General features: G+C 45.8%; 11 protein-coding genes. 10 read left to right on the forward strand and 1 reads right to left on the reverse strand.

Annotated elements, in window-relative coordinates; genetic code table 11:
- The first annotated feature begins 285 nt into the window (after positions 1-285).
- From purL to A3K86_RS12110, 6 genes are all read left to right on the forward strand, one after another.
- Positions 286-4194 carry a phosphoribosylformylglycinamidine synthase gene (gene purL, locus A3K86_RS12085; RefSeq protein WP_068331263.1) on the forward strand — a complete coding sequence of 1303 codons (3909 nt, stop codon included), beginning with the start codon at positions 286-288 and terminating at the stop codon, positions 4192-4194.
- A gap of 499 nt (positions 4195-4693) precedes the next feature.
- Entirely contained in the window at positions 4694-8836 is a 4143-nt protein-coding gene (locus A3K86_RS12090) for a golvesin C-terminal-like domain-containing protein (RefSeq protein WP_068331265.1), read from the forward strand.
- Positions 8837-9132: 296 nt separating this feature from the next.
- A complete protein-coding gene (locus A3K86_RS12095) occupies positions 9133-9534 on the forward strand; it encodes a hypothetical protein (RefSeq protein WP_068331267.1) in 402 nt (133 codons plus the stop codon).
- Positions 9535-9737: 203 nt separating this feature from the next.
- Positions 9738-10076 (forward strand): nitrogen regulatory protein P-II, encoded by a 339-nt coding sequence (gene glnB, locus A3K86_RS12100; RefSeq protein WP_068331270.1) that lies wholly within the window; start codon positions 9738-9740, stop codon positions 10074-10076.
- 145 nt (positions 10077-10221) lie between these two features.
- On the forward strand, positions 10222-12249 hold the full coding sequence (locus A3K86_RS12105; protein ID WP_068331272.1) for an acyltransferase family protein: 2028 nt from the start codon (positions 10222-10224) through the stop codon (positions 12247-12249).
- 160 nt (positions 12250-12409) lie between these two features.
- A complete protein-coding gene (locus A3K86_RS12110; protein WP_068331274.1) occupies positions 12410-12883 on the forward strand; it encodes a Dps family protein in 474 nt (157 codons plus the stop codon).
- 110 nt (positions 12884-12993) lie between these two features.
- Here the strand turns inward: A3K86_RS12110 and A3K86_RS12115 are convergent, their stop codons facing one another.
- A complete protein-coding gene (locus A3K86_RS12115; protein ID WP_332310129.1) occupies positions 12994-13605 on the reverse strand; it encodes a YitT family protein in 612 nt (203 codons plus the stop codon).
- 438 nt (positions 13606-14043) lie between these two features.
- Between A3K86_RS12115 and glyA the strand changes: the two genes are divergently transcribed.
- The 4 genes from glyA (at position 14044) to A3K86_RS12135 (ending at position 17691) form a co-directional block, all read left to right on the forward strand.
- The gene (gene glyA / locus A3K86_RS12120) at positions 14044-15294 is read left to right on the forward strand and encodes a serine hydroxymethyltransferase (RefSeq protein ID WP_068331278.1); all 1251 of its coding nucleotides are present in this window, start codon (positions 14044-14046) and stop codon (positions 15292-15294) included.
- Positions 15295-15435: 141 nt separating this feature from the next.
- Entirely contained in the window at positions 15436-15885 is a 450-nt protein-coding gene (nrdR, locus tag A3K86_RS12125; RefSeq protein ID WP_068331280.1) for a transcriptional regulator NrdR, read from the forward strand.
- Between the two features lie 7 nt (positions 15886-15892).
- Positions 15893-17023, forward strand: coding sequence for a bifunctional diaminohydroxyphosphoribosylaminopyrimidine deaminase/5-amino-6-(5-phosphoribosylamino)uracil reductase RibD (ribD, locus tag A3K86_RS12130; RefSeq protein WP_068331282.1), 1131 nt, complete (start codon positions 15893-15895; stop codon positions 17021-17023).
- A gap of 11 nt (positions 17024-17034) precedes the next feature.
- Positions 17035-17691, forward strand: a complete 657-nt coding sequence (locus A3K86_RS12135) for a riboflavin synthase (RefSeq protein WP_068331284.1) — start codon at positions 17035-17037, stop codon at positions 17689-17691.
- The last annotated feature ends 26 nt before the right edge of the window (positions 17692-17717 follow it).

A 17717-nucleotide genomic window follows, 5' to 3' on the forward strand; every position in this document is an offset into this window, starting at 1 on the left:
TGTAGTTGCATATCGACGGTGGTGTTTTTGGTGCGTAATGGGTTAAAAGGGGAGGAAACAGGCTTTTTTTCACTGAAATTACGACTGATTGAAAAAAAACACGCAAACGGTTGCGTCAGGTGTTACGTCGCCAAACAATTTGCCTTATACTACGCCCGAACATGAGACCTACCCCTCGGTATTGAGTGGTGTTAAGGCTGAAAAAGGTGACATTGATGTAATAAAACAGAGTGTTTGTTAGATCAATTTCACCTTCATTCAACTGCTAATCGAGAGTCGTCACACATGGAAATTTTGCGTGGTTCACCCGCACTATCTGAGTTTCGCGTTAATAAGCTACTTGAGCGTTGTCGCGAATTAGGTCTGCCTGTGACTGGCATCTATGCCGAGTTCATGCACTTTGCTGATGTTTCAGCGCCTCTAAATGCTGACGAGCAGAGCAAGCTAGCAAGTCTACTTACTTACGGTCCAACGATTGCCGAGCACGAACCAGTGGGCACTTTGTTACTGGTTACTCCGCGTCCCGGCACTATTTCGCCGTGGTCTTCTAAATCTACCGATATCGCCCACAACTGTGGTCTAAGCCAAGTGAAGCGCTTAGAGCGTGGTACTGCGTATTACATTGAATCATCTTCTGATCTAACCGCTGAGCAAATCACAGACGTGAAAGCGCTGATCCATGATCGCATGATGGAAGTGGTTTTCGCTGAAATGGACGCAGCGGCGGCACTCTTTACCGTGGCTGAGCCTGCGCCTGTGGCACAAGTTGATATCCTTGCTGGCGGTCGTGCTGCGCTTGAAGACGCAAACGTTTCACTTGGTTTGGCGTTAGCAGAAGACGAGATCGACTACCTAGTTGAGAACTTTACAAAACTGGGTCGTAACCCGAACGACATCGAGCTAATGATGTTCGCACAGGCGAACTCTGAGCACTGTCGTCATAAAATCTTTAATGCAGACTGGACTATCGATGGCGTAGACCAAGAGAAGTCGCTGTTTAAGATGATCAAAAACACATTCGAGACCACACCTGATCACGTGCTGTCTGCGTACAAAGATAACGCAGCGGTAATGACAGGCTCGAAAGTGGGTCGTTTCTTCCCGAACCCAGAAACGCGCCAATACAACTACCACCAAGAAGATGCACACATCTTAATGAAGGTGGAAACCCACAACCACCCAACGGCTATCTCGCCATGGCCGGGCGCTTCAACGGGCTCTGGCGGCGAAATTCGTGATGAAGGCGCGACCGGTATCGGTGGTAAGCCAAAAGCAGGTTTGGTTGGTTTCACTACCTCTAACCTACGTATTCCAGGCTTTGAGCAGCCATGGGAAACGGACTTCGGTAAGCCAGGTCGCATCGTTAATGCACTGGATATTATGACTGAAGGCCCTCTTGGTGGCGCGGCATTCAACAACGAATTTGGTCGTCCAAACCTATTAGGTTACTTCCGTACTTACGAAGAAAAAGTGACTTCCCACGCAGGTGAAGAAGTACGTGGTTACCACAAGCCAATCATGATCGCTGGTGGTATGGGTAACATCCGTGACGAGCATGTTCAGAAGAAAGAGATCCCAGTGGGTGCGAAGCTTATCGTACTGGGTGGTCCTGCAATGAACATCGGTCTTGGTGGCGGTGCAGCGTCTTCGATGGCGTCTGGCCAATCGGCAGAAGATCTCGATTTTGCTTCTGTACAGCGTGAAAACCCAGAGATGGAACGTCGTTGTCAAGAAGTTATCGACCGTTGTTGGCAGCTAGGTGATGCAAACCCAATCGCATTTATCCACGATGTGGGCGCGGGTGGTATCTCTAACGCATTGCCAGAGCTAGTTGATGATGGCGAGCGTGGCGGTAAGTTCCAGTTACGTGATGTACCAAACGACGAACTCAGCATGAGCCCACTTGAGATCTGGTGTAACGAATCTCAAGAGCGCTACGTTATGGCGGTGGCGCCAGAGAATATGGAAACCTTCGATGCGATCTGTAAGCGTGAGCGTGCACCTTATGCTGTAGTGGGTGAAGCAACGGAAGAGCGTCATCTAACGCTAGAAGATTCACACTTCGACAATACGCCAATTGATATGCCGATGGATATCCTGCTTGGTAAAACGCCGAAGATGCACCGTGATGCGAAGACACTAAAAGTGGATAGCCCAGCCATTAATCGTGACGGCATCGAGATGAACGAAGCGGTTGACCGTGTTCTTCGTCTCCCAACGGTTGCAGAGAAAACGTTCCTTATCACTATCGGTGACCGCTCAGTAACCGGTCTTGTTGCGCGTGACCAAATGGTTGGTCCTTGGCAGGTACCGGTAGCGAACTGTGCGGTAACAGCGGCAAGTTACGATTCTTACCATGGTGAAGCAATGTCGATGGGGGAGCGTACGCCAGTTGCTCTTCTAGACTTTGGCGCTTCAGCGCGTCTAGCGGTAGGTGAGTCACTCACTAACATCGCAGGTTCTGATATTGGTGATATCAAGCGCATCAAGCTTTCTGCAAACTGGATGTCTCCAGCAGGTCATCCGGGTGAAGACGCAGGTCTTTACGAAGCGGTGAAAGCGGTAGGTGAAGAGCTATGTCCAGCGCTGGGTCTGACTATCCCAGTGGGTAAAGACTCAATGTCGATGAAGACCAAGTGGAACGAGAACGGTGAAGAGAAAGAAGTCACTTCTCCACTATCTCTTGTTATCACAGCGTTTGGCCGTGTTGAAGATGTACGTAAGACGGTAACTCCTCAGCTTCGTACTGATCTTGGCGAGAGCTCTCTAGTTCTTGTTGACCTAGGTAACGGTAAGAACCGTCTAGGTGCAACGGCACTAGCACAGGTTTACAAGCAACTGGGTGACAAGCCAGCTGACGTTGATAACGCAGAGCAGCTAAAAGGCTTCTTTGATGCAATGCAGACACTTGTTCGTGATGACAAGCTAGTGGCTTACCACGATAAGGGTGATGGCGGTTTATTGGTAACATTGGCAGAGATGGCATTTGCTGGTCACTGTGGTGTGAAAGTCGATATCGCGGCATTAGGCGAAGATACGTTAGCGGCGCTATTTAACGAAGAGCTAGGTGCCGTGGTTCAAGTTAAGAACCAAGACCTAGACGCAGTTAATGCAGTACTGGCAGCGAACGGTCTAGCAGCATGTTCTCACGTCATCGGTTCTGTAGAAGCATCTGATGAGCTAGTGGTCACATCTGGTGAGCAGGTGGTTATCGAGCGTAACCGTACTGAACTACGTACTATCTGGGCTGAGACTACGCACAAGATGCAGTCATTACGTGACAACCCAGCGTGTGCAAACCAAGAGCACGAAGCGAAGAAAGACAACTCTGACCCAGGTCTGAACGTTAAGTTAAGCTTCGACGTAAACGAAGATGTGGCAGCGCCATTCATCGCTGGCTCAATGGTTAACACAGGTGCTAAGCCTAAGATGGCTATCCTACGTGAGCAGGGTGTTAACTCACACGTAGAAATGGCAGCAGCGTTTGACCGTGCAGGCTTTGACGCAGTCGACGTTCACATGAGCGACATCCTAACGGGTCAAGCAGTACTAGAAGAATACAACGGTCTTGTGGCTTGTGGTGGCTTCTCTTACGGTGACGTACTCGGTGCGGGTGAAGGTTGGGCGAAGTCAGTGTTATTCAACGCACAGGCACGTGACCAATTTGAGAACTTCTTCAAGCGTGAAGATACCTTCTCGTTAGGTGTATGTAACGGTTGTCAGATGCTGTCGAACCTACGTGACCTGATCCCAGGTGCTGACCTGTGGCCACGTTTCGTACGTAACGAATCTGAGCGTTTTGAAGCGCGCTTTAGCCTAGTAGAAGTACAGAAGTCTGACTCTGTATTCTTCAACGGCATGGAAGGTTCACGTATGCCAATCGCAGTCTCTCACGGTGAAGGCCGCGTCGAGGTTCGCAACAATGAACACTTAAGCGCTATCGAGAATTCAGGCACAGTGGCACTACGTTACGTAGACAACCACGGTAACCCAACGCAGCAGTATCCGAACAACCCGAACGGTTCGCCAAACGCAATCACGGGTCTAACGACGACTGATGGCCGTGTCACTATCATGATGCCTCACCCAGAGCGTGTATTCCGTACCGTTGCTAACTCTTGGCACCCAGATAGTTGGGGTGAGAACGGTGCTTGGATGCGTATGTTCCAAAATGCACGTAAAAACCTTGGCTAATTGTCCATACAGTTAATCATGTCGTGATTAACTGAGCTAAAAACCGACATCGCGCTGACTTATTGCACGATGTCGGTTTTTTTATGTTTGTTTGTCTTTTTATTCATCAAATTAATAATCACCTCCGACCTCTCCGCTAGGCTCAATCTGTATAATCGCGCCCCTTTCGTTAGAAGCACATTTGTATAACTATTCAGTCATTGCCATATCAATACTAATTCGTGCTGAATGAGTATTCGAAGGGCGAATTTGACGCTCCATTTTTCTGCGTTGACGTGATCCACTGTAGCTCACCTCGCCATCTGTGCTTCTTCCTTTTCTTTAGTCTCACCATCGAATTGACATGATCTCGGTGCCAAGTTGCTCCGGATTGTTATTGACGTGTTTTGGTGTGAGATCTGTATCGATTTATGCGTATAAAAAATATTGGTGTCTAGTGTTTGGTAATTCATTTCAATCTATAAACCGACCTCACCGCCTTTCTTGGAAAGGCAGTTTAGTGATTTTGACCTTGAGTGCGTCTGTAACAGGCTGTTTTGATGACTCATCTTCTGATTCTTCTGAGGCGGGGTCTTATCATGCAGGTATGCGACCACATGTTGTGTTCGCACCGCAGAGTCAACAAATGGATTTGGTGAATGACTTACGTTTTGGCTCTCGCTTTGCTGCTGGGGTAAATGTCCACACGGCAGATGACGGTGTTGTTAGTATTAATGGCAAGCGTGGACTGACGTTGGCGGATAGCGAGGGCTTTTCGACCACTGCGCAGTTTGATGTTGCATTTAGTCAGCCGTTAGATCCCGCTAGCGTATCTTTTACAGGCCCTAACCAAAATGTGTTTGTGCTACCACTGCAATCTAACGGCGATGATCCTGTGTCGTTGGCAAGCTTTCAAGGCAATGGCAGTAAGTTGGTTGATCGCAGCAAATTAGCGCAGCAACAATTTCGCGCCAATGTTGTGGTGCTTGATGGTGAGGCTAGCGTGCTGCGTATTAGTCCGTTGGCACCACTCGCACCACAAACTAAATATTTGGTGATTTTGACGAATACCCTGCGTGACACCCAAGGTCAGGTGATCGTACCAGCCGATGAGTATCACCTATATCGCCAAACGGATGCTCTGACCGCCAATTTACCGCTAGGCGGTGTGGTGTCTCGTTGGCATAACATGGCAAGCGATGCATTGGTTGCGATTGCGGGGGGCTTTGCTGAAAAAGGACAAACCAGTTATTTGTCGCAAGATCGCCAAGCAGCAAGCCAGCAAATTGCTCATGCGTTTACTTTTACCACCACCATGGGCACTGCGGCATTAGAAGCGTTAGCCAGTCCTAAAGCAGCGCTAATTAATCAAGGTCTTACGCCACAACAAGCCGATGACATCCTTGCGTCGGTAGCGCATGGCAACGCGATGCCACAGCCTCGTGAAGTGGGCATTATTCGTCGTGATCTCTCGATTGGTGACATGCTAGACCCGTTTTTACAAAAACTGGGGGTGGTATTTAACTCTTTAGATAGCCGCGCATTGGCACAGCAATTTGATATGTCAGTGGCGCAGATCGATCAGCTAAAAGCGCAATACCAAGACTTTAAGCTCGACGGTCAGTTGTTGGATGATTTGCTATCAGACGGCGTACAAGGTTTTTCGTTTGCCTCTTTTGGCTATCCGAAAGTGAAATTTGTGCAGGGTCATATTACCTTGCCGTATTACTTAGCAGCGCCAGAGCTGGATGAAAATCGTCATATCAAGGCGAGCGCGTTGGCGGAGTTTGGCAATGATGAATGGCAATATTCAGCGCAAAACCTTGCCGCAACAAGCACCAATGCTAAAACCGCGTTTCCATACCCAGAGCAACAAGCGCAATACAAAGTGCCATTTTTGGTGACGCTACCACAAGGGGAAAAGCCTGACGGTGGTTGGCCTGTGGTGATTTTCCAGCACGGGATTTTGGGTGATCGCAGTAATAGTTTCCCAGCAGGTATGGCATTGGCTTCGCTGTGTGACAAAGAACGTCCAGACAACGACTGTTTTGCGACTATTGCGATTGACTTGCCGCTGCACGGTATTTCGCCACAGCTACTTGTTGGTAGCGCCGCGTTACCATCGCCGTTTGTTGGTTTCGGGATGGACTCACTACGTGTTGAGACAAAAACAGCGTTAGCTGCACTCGACAGTAAGCCAAGTCTGACTGACAGTGAAGCTCAACAGCACGCCAAACTGACGGCGCAGCTCAATGAAATGGAAGGGATCGTCGAGCGTCACTTTAGCGCAACCCGCTCACCGACAGGTGAGATACAGCCAATGAGTTGGGATTTAGCGACTCTAAATGGTAGCTCGGGCTCAACGTTTATGAATTTCAGCAATGTATTGAGCCAGCGCGATCGTATGCGCCAAGCTATTTCTGATTTGTTGAACTTAAACGCCAGCCTTAAAAACATCGACCTTGATGATGATGGCGTGAGCGACTTTGACATTAGCCGTGTTTATTTTGTTGGTCACTCGCTGGGTGGTGTATTGGGGATGCCATTCGTCGCGGTCAATAACGATCCTCTTGTTCATCAATACAACCCGAATTTGCCGAAGATCCAAGCGGCAGCGTTGTTAACCACAGGTGGTGGTGTGCCTAAGCTTTTGGAACACTCACCAAGCTTTAGACCAGAAATTCTGGGCGCGTTGAAGCATTTAGATACGCATCAGCCGTTAACTGTGGGTTCAAAGGCATTCGAGCATTACTTCTATACCTTACAGAGTGTGATTGATGGTGTTGATCCACTTAACTTTGCTGCTAAATTAAAAGCCAGCGATACCGGTCTTTACATGGCAGAAGTAGTGGGTGGCGCGCCAGTGTTAGATGCTAACGGCTATCAGCAATACAGCGCAGATGGTCAAGCGATGACAACACTGCCTGATCAAACCATTCCCAACAGTGCAGACGGTCTACCTACCGCGCCATTCAAAGGCAGTATTGCCGCGCCACTAGCTGGCACCGAGCCAATGGTGAAGTTGATGGGGCTAAAATCGTTGCAATACGATTTAGATGATGCCGCGGCTGGGGCGGTGAACCGTGGTTTTACTGTCAATGCTGAACAGGGATACCCGTTAAAAGTGGTTGCACGCTTTAATCGTGGTACTCACGTATCACCAGTTATGGCATTGGAAAATATCCAACGCATGATGGTGGATAACCAAAAGCTGGTGGCTGCGTTTAAATCGGGCGAGATGGGGAAAGATCACTTATCGCTGATCTACTTGGCTGCGGATTCATTGAAACGCTCGGGTGGTTTGTTCCTTGAAATGACAGGGCAGGTGAGTGATTTCTTCACGCATAACGGCACCCAAGTGTCGGTGAAAGACGCGAACTTTTTAAGCCATAACGACTCGCACCAAAATACAGTGCCACTACCGGCCTTAACGCTGGTTAGTAAGCAGCCGCAACAGTGTGAAGCGGAAAGTGTTTGTATTATTGATAACGGTAATGCGGCATTTGAAACTCAAGGTGTTTGGTCGACCAAGAGCGATCGTCCTAGCGATAGTCAAGGCACAACGTATGCCTACGCGGCCGGGAGTGGTGATAACTACTTTGCGCATGCAGCGTGGTGGTTCCGTGTGAATAAACCGGGAACTTACCGTGTGTCGATGCGTACTCCGTCTAACTTTGCCCAAGGCTCGATGTTCTTTGCTCATGGTGCAACCACAGGCGCAAGATACAACGTGTTTGCCGCTTCCGGTGAATCGAGCGATCGCATGTTTAACTTGGTTGACGGTGTGAGTAACGCAGCCCCCTTTGATTACCCAATGGCAGCTAATGGTGAATACATGACACTGGGTGAGTTTGTGTTCGATAAGCACCATGATTACAAGGTGACAGTCCACAACCGCAGTGTTGAGATCATTACTGGTCCTCTGATTGCTGATGCGATTAAGGTTGAATTCGTATCGAGCAATACCAATATGTCGGCGGCGGCGCAGTTAACCACGGTAGTCGAACAAGTTGAAGCGCTATTAGCTTCAGCGCAAGTGGGTAACCAACCGGGTCAGTACCCGCAAGCGAAGATTGATCAGCTCAAGGCTGCTTTGGCGTCAATCAATCACGTTTCTATTGACCCAACTCTTGCGTCGTCAGATATGTTGCTACTAAAAGCGCAGCTAGACAAAGCCGTGAGCGAACTTGAAAAGAGCCAAGTGCCGCAACCCGTTGTCGTCACCACAGATCCTAAAGGGACTGTGATGGACAATAGCGATCGTAACTTTAAAGTGTCAGTCGCGGGCACGATTAAAGTGGAAGGTAATGGTCAGTATGGTCGCGATTACTATTATTCGACCGATGCGAACGCGGTAGCGGAATGGACATTTGAAGTTGCTGAAAGTGGAAACTACCAAATTACTTTCAACAGCCCTGGTGGGTTTGGTAGCAGTCACGGTTATGGTTCAGATAAGACCATGTATCGTGTACTACGTGGTGAAAGTGAGCTAGCTAGTCAAAACGTTGATCTTTACAACAAAGCTTTTGATTTTGCGCCATTGGTAGAGAGCTTATATTTAGAGCAAGGCACTCAGTATAAAGTGAGAATTTCAGGGGCTTACAGTTCGTGGAGTGATTACGGCATTGTGGCTGATGCGATTCAAGTAACTCACAAACCATAAGAAAAATATGAGATCAAACTCATACTTATTGTGACAAAACCGTCCTTATGGGCGGTTTTTTGTTCTAAAACAAAAGAAATGCGTATGAGTTATCAGAAAAGTTGAGGCGTTGCTCAAATTGCTGAGTTTGGTGTTGAGTCATTAGCAAGTTAGCACTAAAATGCGCCACTTCAATTCAACTATTTTTTAACGCATACCCAATTTTGATATTACAGGGAAGAGCGTTACCAACACGGCTTGGTATCTAGCTCAAGTAATTGACGTGGTATGTGCTTGTACGATCAAGGAAGATAACCTTGCCACATTCGGTTCAACATCAGAGTTCGACGCTGGCGCAGCGCGTGCTTGGCGTGATCGTTACCCTATGCTTGTTGCGAAATTTTGATGCCTTTTCAATCGCATTCAGTTACACCCAGTTAGGGATCATTCCTATGGTGATCAGTGGTCTCGTATTGCTATCAGGAATTTTATCTGCGATTGGCTTGCTCAAAGGCCGTCATTGGGGGTTTCTGCCACTCTACTTTTTTATTCCTGCCGCCACCATGTTCTTTAACTTTTCTATGGTGCCCTTCGTACCCTTGATTTTCCCTGAAGCTCTGCGAGCTTACGTTGTGCTTGGGGTCAATATCAGCATCTTACTGTACGCAGTGTTTGCCTTACTCAATAAAATGGATAGACCCATAGGGCTTAATTCTTAGCGTCACACAGTTAAGAACTGACAGCCAAGTGGTTGTTTGTTATCAGCTCCACAATGGTGAAAACAAGCGGCAAAGCCATTGAGCTAAGCTAAGAGTTTCTGCGATAATCCCAAGCTAACCCTAAGACTTCAGTAGTTTTGCGAGTTATTACCTAAGCAAATAATTTGCAAATATTAGCCTCCGCTCAAAAGGACGACGAGAAAATGAAAAAAATCGAAGCCATTATTAAGCCATTTAAACTAGACGATGTGCGTGAAGCGTTGGCTGAAGTAGGCATCACAGGTATGACTGTCACAGAAGTAAAAGGCTTCGGTCGTCAAAAAGGTCACACCGAGCTGTACCGCGGCGCAGAGTACATGGTCGATTTCCTACCTAAAGTGAAACTAGAAATCGTTGTTGCTGATGAAGTGGCAGATCAATGCGTCGACACCATTATTGAAACCGCTCAAACAGGCAAAATTGGCGATGGTAAGATCTTCATGTTCGATGTAGAGCGTGTAGTGCGCATCAGGACGGGTGAAGAGGACGAGGACGCAATTTAATTAGTTTTAACAAACTGTTAGATAGCTGAAGAGCCCATAGCAAAGTGTCTATGGGTTTTTTTTGTCTTTTAAACGTGTGAGGATTGCTATTGATGTGTATAATTCGCCGTTGAACCAAATGTCGTTTAACTAGGCTAGATAAGTTATGCAACCAATTAAGTACAGGCCTGATGTAGATGGCTTACGAGCTATTGCGGTTATCGCAGTTATTATTTTCCATTTAAATTCATCTTGGCTTTCAGGTGGTTTTATTGGTGTAGATATTTTCTTTGTGATATCAGGATTTATTATAACCACAGCTATCTATTCTCATATGCAGTGTGGCGCTTTTTCTTTTTCTGAGTTTTATATTAAGCGCATAAAAAGAATATTACCTTTGTTTTATTTGGTAGCAACATGTAGTTTTTGTATAGCTTACTTTTTATATTTGCCCGAAGATTTCGTACGAGTTGCTGACAGTGTAAGATATGCGAGTGCGTTCATTGCGAATGTATATTTTGAAAGGAATTCAGGTTATTTTGCTCCATCTTCCGATGTATTGCCGTTGTTGCATATTTGGTCCTTGTCGGTTGAAGAGCAGTTTTATTTAATATGGCCTGTATGTTTATTCTTACTGCTCAAGTTCGTTAACAATAATAAGCTGATGACTATATTAATTACTATTTTTATTGTAGCCATTTCTTATTCACAAATATCGACAATAACGGCCCCTAACGCTGCTTATTTTTTACTTCAAAGTCGCTTATTTGAAATGTTTTCAGGTGCTTTACTCGCTATTGTTTGTGTTGATAAGCGTAATAGAAACATCCACTTTACTTTTCTAACATACCAAGTTTTAAGTATTGTTGGTGCTGGTGTATTAGTTATATTATTTTTCTCATACAGCTCAAATATAAGCTTTCCTGGTATTAATGCTCTTTGGGTTGTTCTTGCCACTGCTGCACTAATCTTTTCCGGAGAAAGAAGTAATACATTAAGTTGTTGTATTCTTAGTAATAAAGTTGTTGCTTTCCTAGGGAAGATTTCATACTCATTATATCTATGGCATTGGCCAATCATTGCTTTTTATAATTATTATTATGGTTCGATGACTGTATCCGGTGCTGTTATCTGTCTTTTGCTAACCTTTATATTATCTATTTTATCTTGGAAGTTTTATGAAACGCCATTGCGATATTTAAAATTAAGATATAGATGGGTTGTTTTATTTTACTTTATTGTCCCAGTTATCATTGCTGTTAGTATTGCAAAAAACATAGCAGATAATGATGGTTATATGGATAGGTTTGAACCTGAGATTATTGAGTTTTCAACACAACACTCGAAAGGGTTTGGCCCATATGCGAATCAATATATAAAAAATACTTCGTATCATCCATTTAAGGCTGAAGTATTAGGTTTACAAACAGGTCAAATCTCTGACATTAAGGCGCTATTATGGGGGGACTCTCACGCTGATCACTTTAGATCAAGTGTTGATGTTTTAGGGCGAGAGTTTGGTTTTTCTACTTTATATGGTGGTCAGCCGGGTTGCCCTCCATTACTTGGTGCTCAATTGTTATACAACAAAGAGTTAACAGAAGAATGTAAATTGTTAAATGATCAACTTGCAGAAGTTGTTAAGAGTTCGGATGTCCCTTTTGTCTTTTTAGGGGCTCGATGGGCTATGTATACTGAAACATCCATGAAAATTGGAGAAGAAGGACCTATCTTTTTAGCCGATGAAAAAGATTCAACGAAGAGTGTAGAGAATAGCCGTCGAGTGTTCAAAGAAAGCTTAGATAGAACCTTGGCCTTTATCATTTCTCAAGGGAAAAATCCGATTGTATTTGAACAGGTTGCTGAATTTAGCTTTACACCGAACAGTTGTTGGTTAAAGCAACTCAAGTATGGTGGTATCACAGGCAAAGGGTGTGAATCGCCTATTGAGGAGTTTGAAATACGACAAAACTATTACCAAACGTATTTAAGTGAGCTTGAAGAAAAATATCCTCAGTTAGTTGTTATCAGAATGAAGGATACATTATGTGATAGCCGTGCCTGTAAGAGCATGCTAAATGGCACTCCCTTGTATTATGATAATAACCACTTGAATTATTATGGTGGGAAAGCCGTTATGGAGGCTTATTTAGCCAATGATGAATCAACAGTAATTAGGAAACTTTTTCATTAAAACAGATAACGCCTTGGCATAGACCAAGGCGTTTTTGTAATTGTTGAATTAATTATTATTGCTTTATTGATAGCTTTTATCTATTGAATGTATAAGACAACTCAAATGGAGTGCAGGGGAGGTGAGCCGTAATATTGAGGAAAAGAAAGGAGATTTCATTATGACTAACCAAAATATTATCGGTCTTGATAGCGTAAAATCTGAAGTGCTTGCAGCACAACTTAACCAACTGTTAGCAAATTACCAAGTGTTGTACATGAACGTGCGTGGCTACCATTGGAACATTAAAGGTCGTGAGTTTTTTGAATTACACGAGAAATTTGAAGAGATTTACACCGACCTACAAGTGAAAATTGATGAGCTAGCAGAGCGCGTGCTAACACTAGGGGCAACGCCATCTCATAGTTTTACTCAGTATCTTGAAGTGAGCGATATCAAAGAGCACCTAAACGCTCATGCGGGTGGTGAGTGTGTTGGTGGATTACAAGCTGGTTTTAAAGTGTTGTTAGGTATGCAACGTCAAATTTTGGGGCTAGCGGGTGATGCTGATGATGAAGGTACGGCTGCTTTAATGGGCGATTACATCCGTGAGCAAGAAAAGCTGATGTGGATGCTCAATGCCTACAACCAATAATCAGAGCTGTAAGTCTAATACATTGTTAAATGCAAAAGAGGTCGCAACAAGCGACCTCTTTGCTATGGATTCAATTTCGCCTTCTATTTATTAATGCTGTAAATAGCGGCTTAACTGGCTGGTGCGCTGGCACTGTAACGGCTTGGTTTGTGGTTCATCGCCAACACCAAGTTCAGCATAAAGGCACCAATCACTGAGTAAGCCAGTGTAATTGGGCTCGCAAAGAAGAATGAACCAATTAAGATACTGATATCGATCCCCATCTGCATTTTGCCTGCTGAAATACCGAAACGCTCCTGAAGGAAGAGTACCAAGACATTGAAACCGCCAAGGCTGGTACGGTGGCGAAATAGGATCAGCATACCCAAGCCCATCAACAAACCACCAATCACTGCACAGTACAATGGATCAAGCCAGTTGATCTCAACTACACGGTACAAGTTATCGGTAATAATCGAGACCAAGCCGCCAGAGACGATACTGGTCATCGCAAAGCTACGACCCATTCTAAACCACGCCATTAAGTAAAACGGGCAGTTCGCCATAAAGTAAAGTTGACCAAAGGTCAGATCGACAAAGTGTGTCATCACCAACGCCAAGCCTGTGGTACCACCTGTAAGGAGGTCCGCCTGCTGAAGGAAAAAGACACCTTGAGCAACAATAAAGGTGCCAGTCAGAATTGCGATGATGTTTTCAGATAAAGAATGCTTGTTACTGCTCAAAGAGGGCTCCTTATTCATCATTTGCCGAGAGCAAAGTAGATACAGCGAAGGTCAATTTCGGTCGCAATGATAAAGCCCTTTTTGTTAAGAAAGAAGACATGGTCGAGAGCTGGGTTTCTACCTCTGTAAGTATTTGTGTACACAGTTGTAAATATTAATTTTGATGATGAGCTTGATAATAGTATTCATGCTGTGGTTGCTAAATTTGCATCAATTTGTATATAAGATGAAAGCAATTCATGGCGGCATTGAAAATTAACATGAAGAAAAACGATAAAAAGTTAACTGAGGGGTATCTGATTTAGATCAATTTCTGTAAAATAAGTCATCAATTGCTGGTCAGACGAAAACGTTTGCGTCCGCATGGTTACTAGCTTTGCGAGAATCCAGTTTTTGTTAAAATTTTGTGGTTATACCGATCTGAGTCAGGAGATACAGATGCTAAAGCGTGACATGAATATTGCCGATTACGACGCGGAGCTATTTGCAGCTATTCAGGAAGAAACTGCACGTCAGGAAGAGCACATCGAGCTGATTGCCTCTGAAAACTACACAAGCCCACGTGTAATGGAAGCACAAGGTTCTCAACTTACTAACAAGTACGCAGAAGGTTACCCGGGGAAGCGTTACTACGGTGGTTGTGAGTATGTTGATAAAGCAGAGCAACTAGCGATCGATCGTGCATGTCAGCTTTTTGGTGCTGAATACGCGAACGTACAGCCTCACTCAGGCTCGCAAGCGAACAACGCAGTTTACATGGCGCTACTAAACGCTGGCGACACGGTTCTAGGTATGAGCCTAGCGCACGGTGGTCACCTGACTCACGGTTCTCCAGTAAACTTCTCAGGTAAGCTTTACAACATCATCCCTTACGGTATCGACGAAAGCGGTCAGATCAACTACGAAGAGATGGAAGCACTTGCGCTAGAGCACAAGCCGAAAATGATCATCGGTGGTTTCTCTGCTTACTCTCAAGTGTGTGATTGGGCACGCATGCGTGAAATCGCAGACAAAGTAGGCGCTTACCTATTTGTTGATATGGCACACGTAGCGGGTCTTATTGCGGCGGGTGTATACCCGAACCCAGTTCCTCACGCACACGTTGTAACAACAACAACGCACAAAACACTAGCGGGCCCTCGTGGTGGTCTTATCCTTTCAAATGAAGGTGAAGATCTGTACAAGAAACTGAACTCAGCGGTATTCCCTGGTGGTCAAGGTGGTCCTCTAATGCACGTAATCGCGGCAAAAGCGGTGGCGTTCAAAGAAGCGATGGAGCCTGAGTTCAAAGAATACCAAGCGCGCGTAGTAGAAAACGCGAAAGTAATGGTAGGTGAGTTCCTTGAGCGTGGTTACAAGATCGTTTCTGGCGGTACTGAAAACCACCTGTTCCTTGTTGATCTGATTGATAAGAACATCACAGGTAAAGAAGCAGATGCTGCACTTGGCGCTGCTAACATTACAGTGAACAAGAACAGCGTACCAAACGATCCACGTAGCCCGTTTGTAACATCGGGTATCCGTATCGGTACACCTTCAATCACACGTCGTGGTTTCACAGCTGAAGATACTAAGCAACTAGCTGGTTGGATTTGTGACATCCTAGATGACATTGAAAACCCTGCAGTTATTGAAGCTACAAAAGCGAAAGTGCTTGAAATCTGTAAGCGTCTTCCTGTTTACGCGTAATATTTCGCTAACTGGATAAATAAACGGCACCTTCAAGGTGCCGTTTTGCGTTATGGCGGAAATAACAACAAAAACCGCTGATATATACTCAATAAACGTTTGAAATGCGGTACACTGATTCGACGAAAATGAGGAGGCACGATGCACTGTCCTTTTTGTGGTGCGAATGACACCAAAGTAATCGATTCTCGCTTGGTTGCCGATGGCCACCAAGTGCGTCGTCGTCGTCAGTGTTTGGCATGTAACGAGCGTTACACAACGTTTGAAACCGCCGAATTGGTGATGCCGCGCGTTATTAAAACCAATGGTAACCGTGACCCGTTTAACGAAGATAAGTTGCGAGGTGGTATTCAGCGTGCGTTAGAAAAACGCCCTGTGAGTACCGATGATATTGAAAAAGCAATTAACAGCATTAAGTCGCAACTGCGTGCAACAGGTGAGCGTGAAGTCCCATCGGATATGATTGGTAATTTAGTGATGGAAGCACTAAAGGAGCTCGATAAAGTTGCATACATTCGTTTTGCATCGGTTTATCGTAGTTTTGAAGATATCCGCGAATTTGGTGAAGAAATTGCCAAGTTAGAAAAGTAAATTATCCATGTTTTCTTCTCTTGATCACTCCATGATGCTGCGCGCGCTGAAATTGGCGAAGCGCGGTATCTATACCACAGCCCCGAATCCCAATGTGGGCTGTGTCATTGCTCATGGTGACACCATTGTGGGCGAAGGTTATCACTACCAAGCAGGTCAGCCCCATGCTGAAGTCTTCGCACTGCGCCAAGCAGGCGAAAAGGCGGCTGGTGCGACGGCTTATGTCACGCTTGAACCCTGTTCTCATTACGGTCGAACTCCCCCTTGTGCTGAAGCTTTAGTTAACGCCAACGTTGCGCGTGTGGTGTGTGCTATGGTCGATCCCAATCCTAAAGTCGCGGGGCGCGGTATCGCGATGCTCGAAGCGGCAGGGATTGAAGTGCAAACCGGTTTGCTAGAAGCGGATGCACAGGCGTTGAATCCGGGCTTTATTAAGCGAATGCAAACCGGATTACCCTTTGTGCAGTTGAAGCTAGCTGCGAGCCTAGATGGGCGTACCGCTCTTGCCAATGGTGATAGCAAATGGATCACTAGCCCTGCCGCGCGTCGCGATGTGCAAGCCTATCGCGCTCAAGCGGGGGCGATTTTATCAACTAGCGCAACAGTGCTGGCTGATGACCCCTCTTTGAATGTGCGCTGGCAAGAGCTAAGCGATGAAATCCAAGCTCAATACCCACAAGCGAATCTGCGTCAGCCAACGCGGGTGATCATCGATAGTCAAAACCGAGTCACGCCGCAACACAAACTGACCTCGCTGACTGGCAATACTTTACTGGCTCGTCGTGAGCAAGACAGTGCAGACTGGCCTAGTTCTGTTAAGCAGCTGCAATGTATCGAAAATGCACAAGGGCAGATCGATTTAACAGCTTTGATGCAGCAATTGGTTCGCGAGCATGATATCAACCATATTTGGGTAGAAGCTGGCGCTGAACTAGCGGGTGGCTTACTCGCTGCAGGGCTGGTTGATGAGCTAATTTTGTATCAAGCACCTAAACTGATGGGCAGTGATAGCCGAGGTTTGGTGAACTTGGCAGGTTTGACTGCTATGTCACAGGTGCCTGAGCTAGATATTACTGATGTACGTACTGTCGGCCCTGATATCCGTATCACGGCACGTATTAAATCGCCGAAAGAATAGGATTAAGATTCATGTTTACAGGCATTATTGAAGCAGTAGGCACGATTACTGCGTTGACGCCAAAGGGCGATGATATTTCCGTGACCGTCGATTCAGGCAAGCTGGATATGACAGACGTTAAACTGGGCGACAGTATCGCCACTAACGGGGTGTGCTTAACCGTAGTTGAGCTAACAGGCTCTGGCTATGTTGCTGATTTGTCGTTAGAAACCTTAAAGCGAACTGCGTTTGCTGATTACAAAGTGGGTCAAGCGGCTAACTTGGAAAAAGCCATGCTGCCAACCACACGTTTTGGTGGTCACATGGTATCGGGTCACGTTGATAACGTTGGCGAGATAATCGAACGTAACCATACAGGGCGTGCGATTGAATTTTGGATCAGTGCTCCAGCGCATTTAGCGAAATACCTTGCTGAAAAAGGCTCGGTAGCCATTGATGGTATCAGTCTGACGATCAATGCGATCCGTGGTAATGAATTTAAATTAACTATCGTGCCGCACACAGCAGCGGAAACCACGATGGAATCTTTCAAAGTTGGTCGTAAGGTGAATTTGGAAGTGGATGTGATTGCTCGTTATCTTGAGCGTCTAATGTTAGGTGACAAGGCCGCAGAGAAAGAGTCTACAGTGACAATGGATCTGCTCGCGCGTAGCGGTTTTTTAGGCTAAGCAGTTTCTAGATTGAGGGGATTAAG

This window comes from Photobacterium jeanii (assembly GCF_001650345.1).
Taxonomy (GTDB): domain Bacteria; phylum Pseudomonadota; class Gammaproteobacteria; order Enterobacterales; family Vibrionaceae; genus Photobacterium; species Photobacterium jeanii.